Below are 14,047 nucleotides of genomic sequence, written 5' to 3' on the forward strand. Positions count from 1 at the left end.
CGCAGCTTTCTGCCAGATCGAACAGCTCTACTCGCTGCAGTCTGGACTAGGGGCGCGCCTCCAGGCACCAAACGGTTAGCGGCGTTCTTCGCGTTGTTTTTGCGATAAGAGAGTTCGAATCTCTCCTTCACCGCCACATTCAGTAAACGCAAACCCCTGATTTTCCTAGAGAAAGTCGGTGGTTTGTGGTTTTTGGTGTCTGAAAAAAGGCCATATGGGACTGAGATGGGACTGGGGCGCTGTTTTGGTGCGTAAATAAACGCGCTGGATGGCCGACTGCCCTTCGTCTGCAATCGGATGAGCTAGGCTCTTGCGAGCCCAAATCCAAGGAACACTTCTATGCCACATGATTCAGACGCAAACATTGCCACTGCAGATGCGCTGACATTGCTTCTACACAACCAGCACGCGCTCGGGGCGGCAATAGAAGAGGTCACGAAATGGCTTTCAGAGAATGGTGTAGAGACAGTTGCAGAAAATGCGGTCGCGGCTATGGAAACCTTGGATAAAAACGCAAAAGCGATCACAGATGCCATTACACGGCTACGGCTGGCATCGCCCTGACAGGTAGCAACCGGACAGGGTTAAACGCTTAAGTCATTGGCTACGCTAAAGTAGACTCTCAGGGTATAAGGTTTAGATCAAAAAATAATCTATGGCTCTAGCCCCTGGTTAGATTAATTCTGGAGAAGATAATGGCAGTGATAGCGCGACGTATCCCAAGAAAGATTAGGGAAGGCTTACTGCATGAATCTAATGGCAAATGCGCCAACCCAGGCTGCAACAACTCCCGTGTTGAGATACACCACATTCGTCAATGGAGTATCTACAAGGCGCATGATAGTGAACACATGATTGCAGTATGCCCAACTTGTCATGACGCTTGCCATAACGGAACCTTTAAGATCAGTGACGAGTTGCTATATCGATGGAAGAACGTAGTCAAGGAGCGGCCTCATGCTGAAGCCAATATTTTTGTTCCGTCTGCTGAGGTGACTAGGCTCAGCATGGGAACTGTCTCCCTGCAACAAGAGAAAGAGAGAGATACAGTAGTCTTTAATCTGTCAAGTGGAAACAAGTTGAGTTTTTCTGTAAAAAACAATTGGTTGAAAGTAAGCGCTAAATTTGTTGATGATGTAGGAAACACTGTCCTTGAAGTTTCAGAAAATAATCTCAAGGTGCATCGAGACAAGGACGTACTATTAGAACAAAGGCCTGGTAGATTCAGGGTTACTGCGCCCGTTAACAAATTTTATCTGCCAGCCACCGCACTATTACTCATGAGAAGATCAGAGCCTCAATATGCATCAGACGGAAAGGTTACGATGCTTGATCTAGAGGTGATACAAGAAGGGCAAGTTCGCGTTCAGGGGGTTTGGCCATCAGGGAACTCTGCTATTGTAGTTACTGAGAAAGCAATAAATGTATGTAATGCTCTTGCTTTAAACCGAGTCAACTCTATGCCATTAGTAGTGAGTGGCGACGGCGATGACAGTGTTCTTGTGTTTACCGGTCCCATAGATGCCGCTATGTTTGGTATTGAATAAAGTAAAATTCTCCCGGTTTTTTTCACAAAACTGAAGCTAATTATTGCCGATATCGGTTTCGACGATCGGTACATTGAATTCCAGCCTATGTTCAATCGGCCCCCACACCTGACCCCGGTGTGGGGGCCTTTTTTGGTGGCCGTGGAAACCGGCCCCCCACAGGCTGGTCTACAATTAACTGACCCTCTGGTTTTCCCTCGACGCCTACTGACTCGCTTAGGAACCCGACTCATGTCTCACGTCTTTGAAGGCTTGGCCACCGTTGCCGTGATTGCGCGGTACGCGGGGCAGCCGCCGGCAGAGCTGACGACGCTTGAATGTCCAGTCCGCTTGAAAACGGCCGGCTCGGATCGTACCCGCGTGGAACTGGCGCGCTACTTGGAAGGCCCCAAGGATGCCAACATGCTGCGGGTGATCCTGCCCGACGGCCAGCTGGTGCAAGGTCCGATCGTTGATGGCTGCAATGCACCGCTGGGCGGCTGGTTGCTGATCGATGTCAATCCCGGCGATCTGGAGTTTGCGCCACCGGCGGCCGTCACCGATTCGCTAGAGGATAGCCCGGAGAAAGCATTGGTCGCGTTAGACCTGCCGCACCCGGTGGAGAGTGAAGCCCAGAGACTGCTGCAACAAATTGCCCAAGCGCACACGGTGGAGGATCTGTCTCGCGCCAGTGATCGCGCCGACGGTTTTGTGCTGGGCCTTGAGACGGTGAAGGTGTTGAACGCGGCCAGTATCGAAGGTTTGTACAAGACCTTTGAGGCGGCGGCCACGGCGCGGCGCCTAGAGCACGCTCAGTGATCGGCGAAGGCATTCATGAGGACGTGTTGCGCGCCCTGGTTGACCAACAGGCGGTGCGTGACTGCCTGGTGGCCAAGGTCGACGGCGGCCCCGACTGGGGCCTGTCGATTCGCCTGGGCGGCAGCGGGGCACGCTGGGTGCCGGTGCGCTCGCGGCGTGAGTCGCTGCGCACCTGACTAGCCTGACCGCGGTGGGGCGTTTTGCCGACAGCGTCGGCCTGAGCGGATTCAGTGTAGAGCTGTAACCGGTGACAGCTTCAAGGCCATTTGCAGCACGCCGACCACGTCGGGTCCGTCCTCATTGACCCACGTCCCGTAGTGCTGGCGGATCACGTTGCCGTTGGTTATCCCATCTGCGAATACTCCAAGAAAAAGACTTGTAGCACCGTGTTACATGAAGAGTGTTTTACGTTTGGCGGGACGCCAGAGAAGGGAGAGAAAGCAAAAAGTTTTGTAACGCGTATCAAAAAGTTTTGTAACGCCTGAATGAGCGCAGCAGAAATCTCAATCGCCAGAAACGACAAAGCCCTGAATAATCAGGGCTTTGTCGTACATAAGATGGCGGAGGCGATGGGATTCGAACTCATGGACCTGTTACAGTCGACGGTTTTCAAGACCGTTGCCTTAAACCACTCGGCCACACCTCCGTTGCGTTGCGGGCGCCATAATACCTGAATGAAACACACTGTCAAACTCTCTGCATGGCTTGTTACAGAGCGTCTGTTATGATCTTTGCGACTGAACGTTTCAAACCAACAGGAGTGTCGCCATGCGCGAACAGGATTACGCAGTTAATAACAGCGTGCAGGCTGAGCAGCTAGAGGTTAGCCGCGTCCTGCGCAACACTTACGGCCTACTGGCGCTGACCCTCGCATTCAGCGGTGTGATGGCTTTCGTCGCTCAGCAGATGCGCGTCGGCTACCCGAATATTTTCGTGGTGCTGATCGGCTTCTACGGGCTGTTCTTCCTCACCAACAAACTCCGTGATTCCGCGTGGGGCCTGGTATCCGCGTTTGCGCTGACCGGTTTCATGGGTTTCCTGCTCGGCCCGATCCTCAACCGTTACCTGGGCATGCAGGGCGGCGCTGAAGTCGTCAGTTCGGCGTTCGCAATGACGGCGCTGGTGTTCGGTGGTCTGTCGGCTTACGTGCTGATCACTCGCAAGGACATGAGCTTCCTCGGTGGTTTCATCACCGCCGGTTTCTTCGTCCTGCTGGGTGCAACGCTGGCGAGCTTCTTCTTCCAGATCAGCGGCCTGCAACTGGCGATCAGCGCAGGTTTCGTGCTGTTCTCGTCCGTGTGCATCCTGTTCCAGACCAGCGCCATCATTCACGGCGGCGAGCGTAACTACATCATGGCGACCATCAGCCTGTATGTATCGATCTACAACCTGTTCATCAGCTTGTTGCAGATCTTCGGCATCATGAGCCGCGACGACTGATCGCAGCCTGTGAAGCAACAAAAAACCCGCTTAGGCGGGTTTTTTTTCGGCTGCAGGAAAGCACAGGGGGATTAGTTGATGACGATGCTGCCGTCGGTACTTTGCCGATACAGGGTATAGGGCAGCAGCAGGGTATCGAGTGCTCCGGACACCACCGCGTCAACCAATAATCCTGGGACAGCCGTGTTGTAGTCGTTTGCGTCCTTGCCCTCGCCCAAAGGCGCATGCAGGCTGCAAAAATCGTACATGACACCGCTGTAGATCCGAGGGACTGCGCCGCAATAGGATTTCTGCTTCTTCAAGCCATCCGCTGCCGCCTGATCGCTGCGCACGACCGTCTGAACCGTGCCACAACCCACCAGCATCAACGCTGCCAGCACCATTAACTGAATTCTCATCGCCGCCAATCCTTCGCCGGAAAAAACTCAATCTACGCTGAACGTGCAGAAATAGCACTTAAGCCATCGGCGGCAGTCGGCGCTTGACGGGGGTCTTCTTGACGATCGAGGTATTGGTTTCCGCCAAGGTGTTCAAGCGGTCGAGGAGGGTGTCCAGTTGCTCCATCGAGCGCACGTGCAAGCGGGCGATAAAGCAGTCCTCACCGGTGACCTTGTCGCACTCGGTGAATTCGGGGATGGACATGATCTGCCGCTCCACCTCTTGCAATTGCCCCGGCAGTGGCCGCACGCGCACGATTGCCTGCAACTGGTAGCCAAAGCATTTCGGGTCGATCTCGACGGTGTAGCCCTTGAGCACACCACGTTCCTCCAGGCGCCGCAGGCGCTCGGCCACGCTGGGCGACGACAACCCGCTGATGTGCGCCAGCGCCTTGAGCGAGCGCCGCGAATCCTCCATCAATGCGCTGATGAGGATCTGATCAATATCGTCGGTCATGGGGAAACTCCTGGATTAGGCAAATGAGCAAAAATACCCACGATAAAAAAGGTAGATGGCGAGTTTAGCCTGCTTTTTACGCTGGAGCGGTTCCGTGTCGGCTTGGCATACTTTTGCCATGCTTTCGCCTAATGCTCAGGAGATAAATGATGGACAAATCCACCCGTCGCGGCTCGTTGGAGATGACCGCTGCCATGCTGATCTCCGGAACGATCGGCTGGTTCGTGCTGGTGTCCGGGCAACCCGTACTCGACGTGGTGTTCTGGCGCTGCGTATTCGGCGCCGCGACTCGGTTACTGATCTGTGCGGGATTCGGCTGTTTGCGTCCGGGCATTCTGACCCGTACTACCTTTCTGCTCGCCATACTCAGCGGCGTAGCCATCGTCGGTAACTGGCTGCTGCTGTTTGCCTCGTATTCGCGGGCCTCGATTGCCATTGGCACGGCGGTGTACAACGTGCAGCCGTTCATGTTGGTGGGATTGGCGGCGCTGTTCCTTGGCGAAAAAATCACCCTGCAAAAGTTGTTCTGGCTAGGCATTTCTTTTGCCGGAATGCTGGCGATTGTCAGCGCTCATGGGACGCAGGGCGAGAGCGGCAGCGACTATTTGCTGGGCATTGCTCTGGCGTTGGGCGCAGCCTTGCTCTATGCGATCGCGGCACTGATCATCAAGCGCCTGACGGGCACGCCGCCACACCTGATCGCGCTGATTCAAGTGTGCACCGGGGTGTTGCTGCTGGCACCGTTCGCGCAGGTCAGCGCGTTGCCGCAGGCGCCGAGCGCCTGGGCCAGCCTGATCACTTTGGGCATCGTACACACCGGCCTGATGTATGTGCTGCTGTACGGCGCGATTCAGAAATTGCCGACGGCGCTGACCGGCGCGCTGTCTTTCATCTACCCGATCGCCGCGATCTTCGTTGACTGGTTCGCGTTCGGCCACCACCTGCAGCCACTGCAATGGCTCGGCGTGGTGGCGATCCTGCTGGCGGCTGCGGGCATGCAACAGGGTTGGGGCTTCAAGTCGAGAGCGCGTGTCGTCGCGCGCCCTTAAATGGACTTGATCAGTTCTTTGAACACGCCTTTGAGTTGCTGATTGCCGGCATCGACCAGATGGTTGTCGTCGAAATACAACGGCACGCCGTCCCGCGAGCCCATGCAGTTGCCGTTCGGGCACAGGTAAGGCGTTGGATCGATCACCGTTGCATTGCACTGTTTGGCGGCGGCTTCAATGGTGAAATTGGCGATTCTGTTGCGTTTTTGATAGTCGACCAGCGGGACGGAAATGTCGGACGCCTGCTGAAACAAACGCTGATTGAGATTCAAGCCTTTGTAAACACTGAAAGGCATTTCCGGGATCGGCCTGACGATGTAAACCGGGTGGTTTTGCGCAATCTCGCACACGGTTTTGCTGTATTCGGCCACATAGGCATCGACAAAAGCCGATTCGCCGGGCGCCACTTGCTCGGGAAAGTGAATGCGGTAGCTGTTGTTTCTGCCTGGATCGGCATACAGCGCCGCCCGACTGAACAGCACCACCGGCACCCCCTGGTATGAGTGTTTCAGCACTTCAAGCTTTTCGTGATTGAAGGCAAGGCACTGGCTTTGCAGAGGCTTGTCGCGCATCTCGAAGTTCTGCAGGGGCGGGCAGCCGCCGCGGGACCACGACAGGGCGGCTTGCGGGTTGTCTATCTGTACGGCGGCGGCAGTCGATTGCGCATGACTGTCGCCGAACAAAATCACCGAGACTTCACCCGTGCCCAGTTTGCAGTCCGCCGCCGCGTAGGCGTTCGGGTAGCATTCCTGCGGGTACAACTTGCTGGTGTACTGCGGTTGCCCGAGGTCGACAAACGCCAATCGCGCGCCTGGATATTGCTTGACCAACGATGACGTCATCGCCGCCAAAGCGACGACCCCGACCGTCAGTGAGGCAAATTTGAACAGCGTTCGCGGGGCTGTCGAAACCTTCTTGACCTTCGATTCGACACAGTAGAAAGACAGGGCACCCAGCAGCAATGAACAAGCGATTGCCCCCAGCACATGCGGCCAACTGCTCAACAGACCACACAGGTACAACAGCACCACCAGCGGCCAGTGCCAGAGGTAAACGGAGTAGGAGATGCTGCCGATAAACTGCAAGCCTCTGCTGCGACTGAACAGCGACTGGGTGTTGCCGTAGATCACCAGCATCGTCCCCAGTACGGGCAACAGCGCCAGGTAACCCGGCCAGAGATCATCCTCGGAAAAGCACAGCACGCTGATGAAGATGGCGACCAGGCCCAGGCCTTCGCAGAGTGAACCGTTGCGCTGGCTGAGACGCAGCGGAAACAGGAAGACCAGGCCTCCAGCGATCATTTCCCAGGCACGCGCCGGCAGCATGTAAAAGGCAAAAATCGGCTTTGTCTGCGACAACACCACCGACGCCCCGAACGAAATCAATGCCAGCACGAGCAGTGCACGTCTGGTTTTTTCTGCGCCCAGGTATTTGTAGAGCCCCATGATCAGCACGGGATAGAGCATGTAGAACTGCCACTCCACCGACAGCGACCACGTGTGCAGCAGCCAGTTCTCGTGCAAGGGCGCGTCGAAATAATTGCCGTCTTTGGCAAACAGGAAATTGGAGCTGAACAGCAGGCTGCTTTTGATCGTGCGGATCGACTCGCGAAAATCATCCAGCGGCAGGTACACGTAACCGAAGATCAGCAGTGCCACGCACAACGTCAGCAGCGCTGGAATGATCCGCCGGGCTCGGGAGGCGTAGAACTCGAGGAGGGAGAATTTCTGTTGTTGCAGGCCTGTGAAGATGATTCCGGTCATCAGGAATCCGGAAATCACGAAAAACACGTCGACGCCGGCAAACCCGCCGTCAAAACCCTGGATCTTGAAGTGAAAGAGCACCACCGAGAGAACGGCCAGTGCTCGTAACGCATTGATATTCTTCCTGAACTGCATATGTGCATCCATGTCACTGACGTTGCGATGGCGCATTGTAGTGATCATGTCGGCGTTGTTACATGGAAATTATGCCGAGTGGCTCAGATGTTCCAGTGCGGGGCGGTTTTCGCCAGGCGTTGGCGCATTTCGCCGATGTTGGCGGCCAGTTGCCGCGTCAACAGTCGGTAGCCATCCAGCGCGCTGTACACCGGTGCATCGAGGCTGGCGTCGGGTAACTCCATTGGCCGCTCCAACCGCTGCGAGGCGCCGCTCTTCAACGCCCGCGCCATGCCGATCAACTGCACCCGAATCTGGCGATGTTCGGCTTTGAGTGCCGATTGCAGGTGGGCCATTGCTTGCGGATCGCTTGCGTCCGGCCGGGTGTTGCCGAGGATCTCCAGGGTGCTGATGCACATGCGCAGGTTGCGCTGGATGGCATCGAGTTCGGTCATTGAGATTTTCACTTCCTTGGACACCGACGGCATCAGTGAACGCAGCTGCACCATCACCGCGCCCAGCCGGCCCATCAGCTTCAAATGTTCGTCCGCGCTGACGGGCTGGCCGCTGATGATGCGTCCGTACACCGTGGCACAGTCACGCAAGGCATCGGCGAGGTTGTAGCGCCATGAATACACGGCATACAGCGGCAGGGCGAAGGAAAACGCCAAGGCCAGGGCGATGCCGATGAGAATGTCGACGCCGCGCCACAAACCATCGGTGATCGGGTTGTCGCCATGCCCGGCGACGATAAACACGGTGATCGCCGAGAGCAGGGCGGTGTAGCCCCCTTTGCCGATGGCGTGATAAGAGAAAAAACCGCAGACCACCGCCATCGCAAAATACGTCAGCCAGGGCATGCCGAGCCACGCCTGCTGCGCCACCAGCAGCAAACCAACGCCCGCGCCGATCAAGGTGCCGGTCGCCCGTTCCGCGGCTTTCTTGCCAATGTTGCCGTGATGCTGCAAACCGCCGATCACTACCAGCATGGTCACCGAGGCCCATTCACCGTGGGGCAGGTTGATGCCGGTGGTCAGCAGGATCGTTGCCAGCAACCCGAGGGCAACGCGCACCGCATGAATCAGCCGCGCGTGCCGGTAGCGTCGATAAGGATCAAGCAACGGACGCAGGACACGGCGCAGCAAGGGCGGAAGTCGATGGGTGCTGTAAGTACTCAGTGCGGGCCTCTCGTGATTGGGCTTCAGATCAATGGAAAGGGAAAATGTAATTCATCCATGCTGCCATACGCAGGAGGATTTTGCGCATCGTGCCAATGTGGTGGAAATGCTGACTGTACAACGCGGCCTGCCCGTAAGCACCGCCCGGCATTAGCTTGCTGTATTGGGCGAATTCCGGATCGGTGATTTCGATGATCACCGGCACACGCCCGGCCGGCGGCGAACCGGTATAGCCGATCAGTGTGCCGGAAGGTTGCACCTGACCTTCGGCAATCACCCCGATGACGTTTTTCACCCGTCCGGCGAACACCTTGCCGGGAATGCCGTCGAACGCGACTTCCGCCTCGTCGCCGACGGTCAGGCGCAGGAGGCTGTTCTGGCGCATCCACGCGGCGAAGTATTGGCCTTCCTCGGGAATGAACACCATTGAGGGACGCAACGGCAACTTGCTCGCCATCATCCCCGGCCTTAGCGAAACATGGGTGACGAAGCCTTTGCTCGGCGCGCGGACGGTGGTGTTGTCCAGCTCGAACTGGGCGTTATCCAGTTGCGCCTGCAGATCATCGGTGCGGGCGATGGCGGCGTCCAGCTCTCGCTGGGTGCCGAAGTTGCGCCGGATCAGTTCGGTGATGCGATAGCGATCACCCTTGGCGGCCACCAGTTGCGCTTTGAGCGACTTCATGCGGTTTTCAAACGGTGTGGGGTCGATGCGAAACAGCACATCGCCTTTTTCCAGCGGCTCGTTACCCTTCACCGGCACGTCGATCACCTGGCCGCTGACGATGGGAATCACCGGCACAGACACGAAGTAAGTGCGCGCCACCTCGGAGTAGGGATGGTTGTAGTTCATGGTGAAAATCAGGGCGCCGATCATCAGGATGCCGCCCAGTACGGCGGTGGGCACCGTCCATTTGTTCAGCGGGATACGGAAGATCTTGAACACTGCGACGCAGAACGCGGCGTAAGTCAGGATGAGCAGCAGATCCATGGCGTTCAGCCCTCCCGGTTTTGGGGGGCGGTGGCATTCAGCGCTTCGAGTCGTTCGAGGCGTCCTTGCAGTTCGACCACCTGTTGCTCCAGGCGAACCACATGGTTTTGCACGGATTTACCGTCACCGAAGCCCCAACCGCGATCTTCTCGATAGGCCATCGCCCAGATCCACAGGAAAGGCCAGAGCGCATGCAGCGTGAACAGACTGACCCAGCCAGTGGCATGGATTGCATCCTGATGCGGGTGGTTACGATGAACGGCAATCTCATAGGGAATGTCGTGCAACACGATGATCCCGTAAAACAGTACGAGCCCGGCAAACACCAAAACCCCTAGCGCAAAGTAATCCAGCATGGTCAAGCTCCCGGCATCCAGCACAGTGCTGGGATCAGTGTAGACACTGATTGGCCGGGCGCTTGGCCACTTTGGATCATAATCGGACGCTGTCTCCTTTTTGCTTATTTGCGATCCGGGCGACGGTTGCTCAGAAAATATAATCGGTGGTCAGGAAGCTCGAATCACGGCCGCGAATGATCTCGCTGATCAAATCCTTGTTGCTGTCCTGGAACTTGGTTGCCACCAGCGTACGGATCGAGAATACCCGCAACGCATCGTGTACCGAGAGCGTACCTTCGGCGGAGTTCTTGCGCCCGTTGAACGGGTAAGTGTCCGGGCCGCGCTGGCACTGGGCATTGAGGTTGATCCGCCCGACCTGGTTGGCGAACGTATCGACCAGACGACCCACCGCCACCGGGTTGGTGCCGAAGATGCTCAACTGCTGACCGAAGTCCGACTCCAGCACGTAGTCGATCACGGTGTCGAGATGACGATAGGGCACGATCGGCACAACCGGGCCGAATTGTTCTTCCTGATACACGCGCATCTGCGGGTTCACCGGGTACAGCACCGCCGGGTAGAAGAACGACTCGCGGGATTCGCCACCATTGGGGTTGACCACTTCGGCACCTTTGGCGCGCGCGTCGGCCACCAAACCATGCAGGTAATCGACCTTGCCCGACTCCGGCAATGGCGTCAGCGACACGCCGCTGTCCCACGGCATGCCCGGCTTCAGCGTGGTCAGTTTGGCGTTGAATTTCTCGATGAAACTGTCGACGACATCTTCGTGGACGAAGAGGATTTTCAGCGCGGTGCAGCGCTGGCCATTGAATGACAGCGAACCGGTGACGGCTTCGCTGACGGCGTTGTCGAGATCGACCTCCGGCAAGACGATGCCCGGATTTTTCGCATCCAGACCCAGCGCTGCACGCAAGCGGTGTGGTTTGGGGTGCAGCTTTTTCAGGTCGCTGGCGGCCTTGTTGGTGCCGATAAACGCGAAGATGTCGATCTTGCCACTGGCCATCAGCGCGCTGACGGTTTCGCGGCCACTGCCGTAGATGACGTTGATCACGCCGGTCGGGAAGCTGTCGCGGAACGCTTCCAGCAACGGACGAATCAACAGCACGCCGAGCTTGGCCGGTTTGAACACCACGGTGTTGCCCATGATCAGCGCCGGGATCAGCGTAGTGAACGTCTCGTTAAGCGGATAGTTGTAAGGGCCCATGCACAGCGCGACGCCGAGCGGGACGCGGCGGATCTGGCCGAGGGTGTCCTGTTCCAGCTCGAAACGGCTGGAACGGCGGTCGAGTTCCTTGAGCGCATTGATGGTGTCGACGATGTAATCGCAGGTGCGATCAAACTCTTTTTCCGAGTCCTTGAGGTTCTTGCCGATTTCCCACATCAGCAACTTCACCACCGCGTCACGTTGCTGACGCATGCGCCCGAGGAACGCTTCGACGTGCTGGATGCGTTCGGCCACGCGCATGGTCGGCCACAGGCCCTGGCCACGGTCGTAGGCGCGCACGGCGGCGTCAAGGGCGGTGAGCGCGGTGTCGGCGTCGAGCAGCGGCGTACTGCCGAGGATGACTTGTTCGTCGCCGTTTTCGCCGTGCAGATAGACAGGGCTGCGCACGGTGGCGAGCGGGCCGTCCCAGCGGCGCAATTGGCCGTCGACGAGATAATCGCGTTGCTCGACCTGACCGTCGAGGCGGTATTTTTCCGGGATGTCGCTGACAGAAGGGAACAGGTTGCCAAGGATGTTTGCTGTGGTCATGTCGCTACCCCGTGTTGATGTCCGCATGCAGAGCTAAAAGTCTTTACAGGTTATACGCCTGAATGCGCCGAAATTTAAACCCGCAAATGTCACCCGAATGTCACGCAAACGCGCACAGCAGAGCGGGCAGCAACACCGCAAACTCTGTGGGAGCTGGCTTGCCAGCGATGTGGCCGGTACTTTCAATACTTTCAGTGCCTGACACACCGCTATCGCTGGCAAGCCAGCTCCCACAGGGTTTTTGTGTTTGTAGCCGATTCTAAGGTAAATCCTGCCTGGCCCCGTTTGCCCCCCTCACTGTCCCGCAATGCCCTCAACCCGCTGTTGTCGCTGCCTTAAGGTGTGGGCATAACAACAAGCGAGGCTTTTATGCGGGCAATCCGACTCACTTTGCTGCTGGCCTTGGCCATGGCGCTGCCTGGCTGCGGCGAAGACCCCAAACCCCCAGCCAGCGCCAACAGCAACGCCATGCCCAAAGACCCGGCGCTGGCACAGATCTACGCCAACAGTTGCCAGTTGTGCCACGCCAACCCCGCCGCCAACGCACCGCTTACCGGTGACCGCAAAGCCTGGGAGCCGCGCATTCAGCAGGGCACCGACACGCTGCTCGACCACGCCATCAATGGCTACAACGGCATGCCGCCGATGGGCCAGTGCGTCGAGTGCAGTGAAGAACAATTCCTGCAATTGATCGGCTTCATGGCCGACCAGCCCCTCCCACAATAAGGTGCCCGGCATGACCATGGATCTGACACGGCGTCAGTTGTTGCAACGGGCAAGTATTGTTGGTGCGTTCAGCGCATTGGCGAGCCATCCGGCATTGGGCCAGTTGATGCGCGCGCCACGCCTGATCCCGTGGCGCAATTGGTCGGGCGGGCAGAATTGCCTGCCGGCGGCGCGGCTGGCACCGAAGAATCTCGACGAGCTGACGACGATCATCAAACAGGCGCAAGGCAAGATTCGCCCAGTCGGTTCGGCGCATTCGTTCAGTGCGCTGGTGCCCACCGACGGCACGCTGTTGTCGCTGAGCTACTTCAACGGTTTGCTCGAGCATGACGCGAAAACCCTGCAAGCCGAATTCGCCGCCGGCACGCCGATGTCACGCATGGGCGTGCCGCTGAAAGATATTGGTCAGGCCCTGCAAAACATGGCCGACATTGATTACCAGACCCTCGCCGGGGCGATCTCGACCTCGACCCACGGCACTGGCAAAAACTTCCAGTCCTACTCGGCCCACGTCTGCGGCATGCAACTGGTAACGGCCAGTGGCGAGGTGCTCGACTGCGATAGCCAACGCCATCCCGAAGTATTCAGCGCCGCGCGGGTTTCCCTTGGCGCCCTCGGTGTGGCGACGAAAATCCGCCTGCAAAACCGCCCGGCCTATCGCCTGCGCGAACGCCAATGGATCGCCAAGACCGAAGAGCTGCTCGAAGATATCGACAAGAACACGAGGGAAAACCAGCACTGGGAAATGCTCGTGGTCACCCATTCCGACTACGCCTTGTCCATCGCCCTCAACGAAACCGACGACCCGGCCACGCCGCCGATCAGCCCGGAAGAAGAGGGCGGCAACGAGTTCGTCACCCTGATCGCGAAGATCGACAAGTACGGCAGCGACTTCCCTGACCTGCGCCGCACAATGCTCAACAGCCTGCGTCATCTGGCCAGTTTCGATGACCGTGTGGGCGACTCGTTCGACATCTACGCCAACGTGCGCACCGTGCGTTTCAACGAGATGGAATACTCGGTGCCGGCTGAACATGGCCCGGCGTGTCTACGCGAGATTCTCAAGCTGATTCAGGACAAGGACCTGCGCACCTGGTTTCCCATTGAGTACCGCTACGTCAAGTCTGACGATATTCCGCTGAGCATGTTCGAGGGCCGCGACAGTTGTTCGATCTCGGTACACCAGCATTACCAGATGGATCATCACAACTTCTTTGCGGCGGTTGAGCCGATCTTCTGGAAGTACAACGGCCGTCCACACTGGGGCAAGTTGCACACGCTCAACGCGAAGAACCTGCAACCGCTGTACCCGCGCTGGCGTGAATTTGTCGATGTACGCCAGGCGCTCGATCCCAGTGGGCGCTTTCTCAATGCGCATCTGTCGTCGATTCTGGGGGTGAGCTGATGGCCGTTAATCGACGCAGTTTTCTGCTCGGCA

The 14,047-nt window shown here is 57.6% G+C and carries 15 protein-coding genes, 1 tRNA gene and 1 pseudogene; 8 read left to right on the plus strand and 9 right to left on the minus strand.

Annotated elements, in window-relative coordinates; all coding sequences use genetic code 11:
• The first annotated feature begins 339 nt into the window (after positions 1 to 339).
• The 4 genes from EJA70_RS23955 (at position 340) to EJA70_RS31425 (ending at position 2,521) form a co-directional block, all read left to right on the plus strand.
• Entirely contained in the window at positions 340 to 564 is a 225-nt protein-coding gene (locus EJA70_RS23955) for a hypothetical protein (RefSeq protein WP_158834003.1), read from the plus strand.
• Between the two features lie 131 nt (positions 565 to 695).
• Positions 696 to 1,547 carry an HNH endonuclease signature motif containing protein gene (locus tag EJA70_RS23960; RefSeq protein WP_158834005.1) on the plus strand — a complete coding sequence of 284 codons (852 nt, stop codon included), beginning with the start codon at positions 696 to 698 and terminating at the stop codon, positions 1,545 to 1,547.
• A 231-nt stretch (positions 1,548 to 1,778) separates the two neighbouring features.
• Positions 1,779 to 2,345 (plus strand): hypothetical protein, encoded by a 567-nt coding sequence (locus EJA70_RS31185; protein ID WP_256677724.1) that lies wholly within the window; start codon positions 1,779 to 1,781, stop codon positions 2,343 to 2,345.
• Positions 2,346 to 2,371: 26 nt separating this feature from the next.
• A complete protein-coding gene (locus tag EJA70_RS31425) occupies positions 2,372 to 2,521 on the plus strand; it encodes a hypothetical protein (protein ID WP_371924618.1) in 150 nt (49 codons plus the stop codon).
• 51 nt (positions 2,522 to 2,572) lie between these two features.
• Here the strand turns inward: EJA70_RS31425 and EJA70_RS31275 are convergent.
• Together EJA70_RS31275 and EJA70_RS23980 are read right to left on the minus strand one after the other, a co-directional pair.
• Positions 2,573 to 2,695 (minus strand): annotated as a pseudogene (locus EJA70_RS31275) (site-specific integrase); the annotation flags it as partial.
• 208 nt (positions 2,696 to 2,903) lie between these two features.
• Positions 2,904 to 2,991: transfer RNA gene (locus EJA70_RS23980), tRNA-Ser, on the minus strand.
• A gap of 122 nt (positions 2,992 to 3,113) precedes the next feature.
• Between EJA70_RS23980 and EJA70_RS23985 the strand changes: the two genes are divergently transcribed.
• Positions 3,114 to 3,785: a Bax inhibitor-1/YccA family protein gene (locus tag EJA70_RS23985; protein WP_008081508.1), complete on the plus strand. Its 672-nt coding sequence runs from the start codon at positions 3,114 to 3,116 to the stop codon at positions 3,783 to 3,785.
• A gap of 71 nt (positions 3,786 to 3,856) precedes the next feature.
• Here the strand turns inward: EJA70_RS23985 and EJA70_RS23990 are convergent, their stop codons facing one another.
• Together EJA70_RS23990 and EJA70_RS23995 are read right to left on the minus strand one after the other, a co-directional pair.
• The gene (locus EJA70_RS23990; RefSeq protein ID WP_158834006.1) at positions 3,857 to 4,183 is read right to left on the minus strand and encodes a YceK/YidQ family lipoprotein; all 327 of its coding nucleotides are present in this window, start codon (positions 4,181 to 4,183) and stop codon (positions 3,857 to 3,859) included.
• A 58-nt stretch (positions 4,184 to 4,241) separates the two neighbouring features.
• Positions 4,242 to 4,679, minus strand: coding sequence for an Lrp/AsnC family transcriptional regulator (locus EJA70_RS23995; protein WP_158834008.1), 438 nt, complete (start codon positions 4,677 to 4,679; stop codon positions 4,242 to 4,244).
• Between the two features lie 149 nt (positions 4,680 to 4,828).
• Here EJA70_RS23995 and EJA70_RS24000 point away from each other — a divergent pair, with 149 nt between their 5' ends.
• Positions 4,829 to 5,728 (plus strand): DMT family transporter, encoded by a 900-nt coding sequence (locus tag EJA70_RS24000; RefSeq protein ID WP_158834010.1) that lies wholly within the window; start codon positions 4,829 to 4,831, stop codon positions 5,726 to 5,728.
• Here EJA70_RS24000 and EJA70_RS24005 read toward each other — a convergent pair.
• From EJA70_RS24005 to EJA70_RS24025, 5 genes are all read right to left on the minus strand, one after another.
• Complete coding sequence (locus EJA70_RS24005; protein ID WP_158834012.1) at positions 5,725 to 7,626, minus strand: acyltransferase family protein; 1,902 nt, start codon at positions 7,624 to 7,626, stop codon at positions 5,725 to 5,727. The genes EJA70_RS24000 and EJA70_RS24005 overlap by 4 nt on opposite strands.
• A gap of 83 nt (positions 7,627 to 7,709) precedes the next feature.
• A complete protein-coding gene (locus EJA70_RS24010; RefSeq protein WP_178116969.1) occupies positions 7,710 to 8,750 on the minus strand; it encodes an FUSC family protein in 1,041 nt (346 codons plus the stop codon).
• A 61-nt stretch (positions 8,751 to 8,811) separates the two neighbouring features.
• Positions 8,812 to 9,771, minus strand: a complete 960-nt coding sequence (locus tag EJA70_RS24015; RefSeq protein WP_064391030.1) for an HlyD family secretion protein — start codon at positions 9,769 to 9,771, stop codon at positions 8,812 to 8,814.
• A gap of 5 nt (positions 9,772 to 9,776) precedes the next feature.
• Positions 9,777 to 10,127, minus strand: coding sequence for a DUF3302 domain-containing protein (locus EJA70_RS24020; protein WP_158834014.1), 351 nt, complete (start codon positions 10,125 to 10,127; stop codon positions 9,777 to 9,779).
• Positions 10,128 to 10,257: 130 nt separating this feature from the next.
• Complete coding sequence (locus EJA70_RS24025) at positions 10,258 to 11,883, minus strand: NADP-dependent glyceraldehyde-3-phosphate dehydrogenase (RefSeq protein WP_158834016.1); 1,626 nt, start codon at positions 11,881 to 11,883, stop codon at positions 10,258 to 10,260.
• Between the two features lie 369 nt (positions 11,884 to 12,252).
• Between EJA70_RS24025 and EJA70_RS24030 the strand changes: the two genes are divergently transcribed.
• Positions 12,253 to 12,609: a cytochrome c5 family protein gene (locus tag EJA70_RS24030; protein ID WP_158834018.1), complete on the plus strand. Its 357-nt coding sequence runs from the start codon at positions 12,253 to 12,255 to the stop codon at positions 12,607 to 12,609.
• A gap of 76 nt (positions 12,610 to 12,685) precedes the next feature.
• On the plus strand, positions 12,686 to 14,014 hold the full coding sequence (locus EJA70_RS24035; protein WP_178116972.1) for a D-arabinono-1,4-lactone oxidase: 1,329 nt from the start codon (positions 12,686 to 12,688) through the stop codon (positions 14,012 to 14,014).
• Positions 14,015 to 14,047 lie beyond the last annotated feature (33 nt).

It is taken from the genome of Pseudomonas sp. PB103 (assembly GCF_009764635.1).
Classification (GTDB): domain Bacteria; phylum Pseudomonadota; class Gammaproteobacteria; order Pseudomonadales; family Pseudomonadaceae; genus Aquipseudomonas.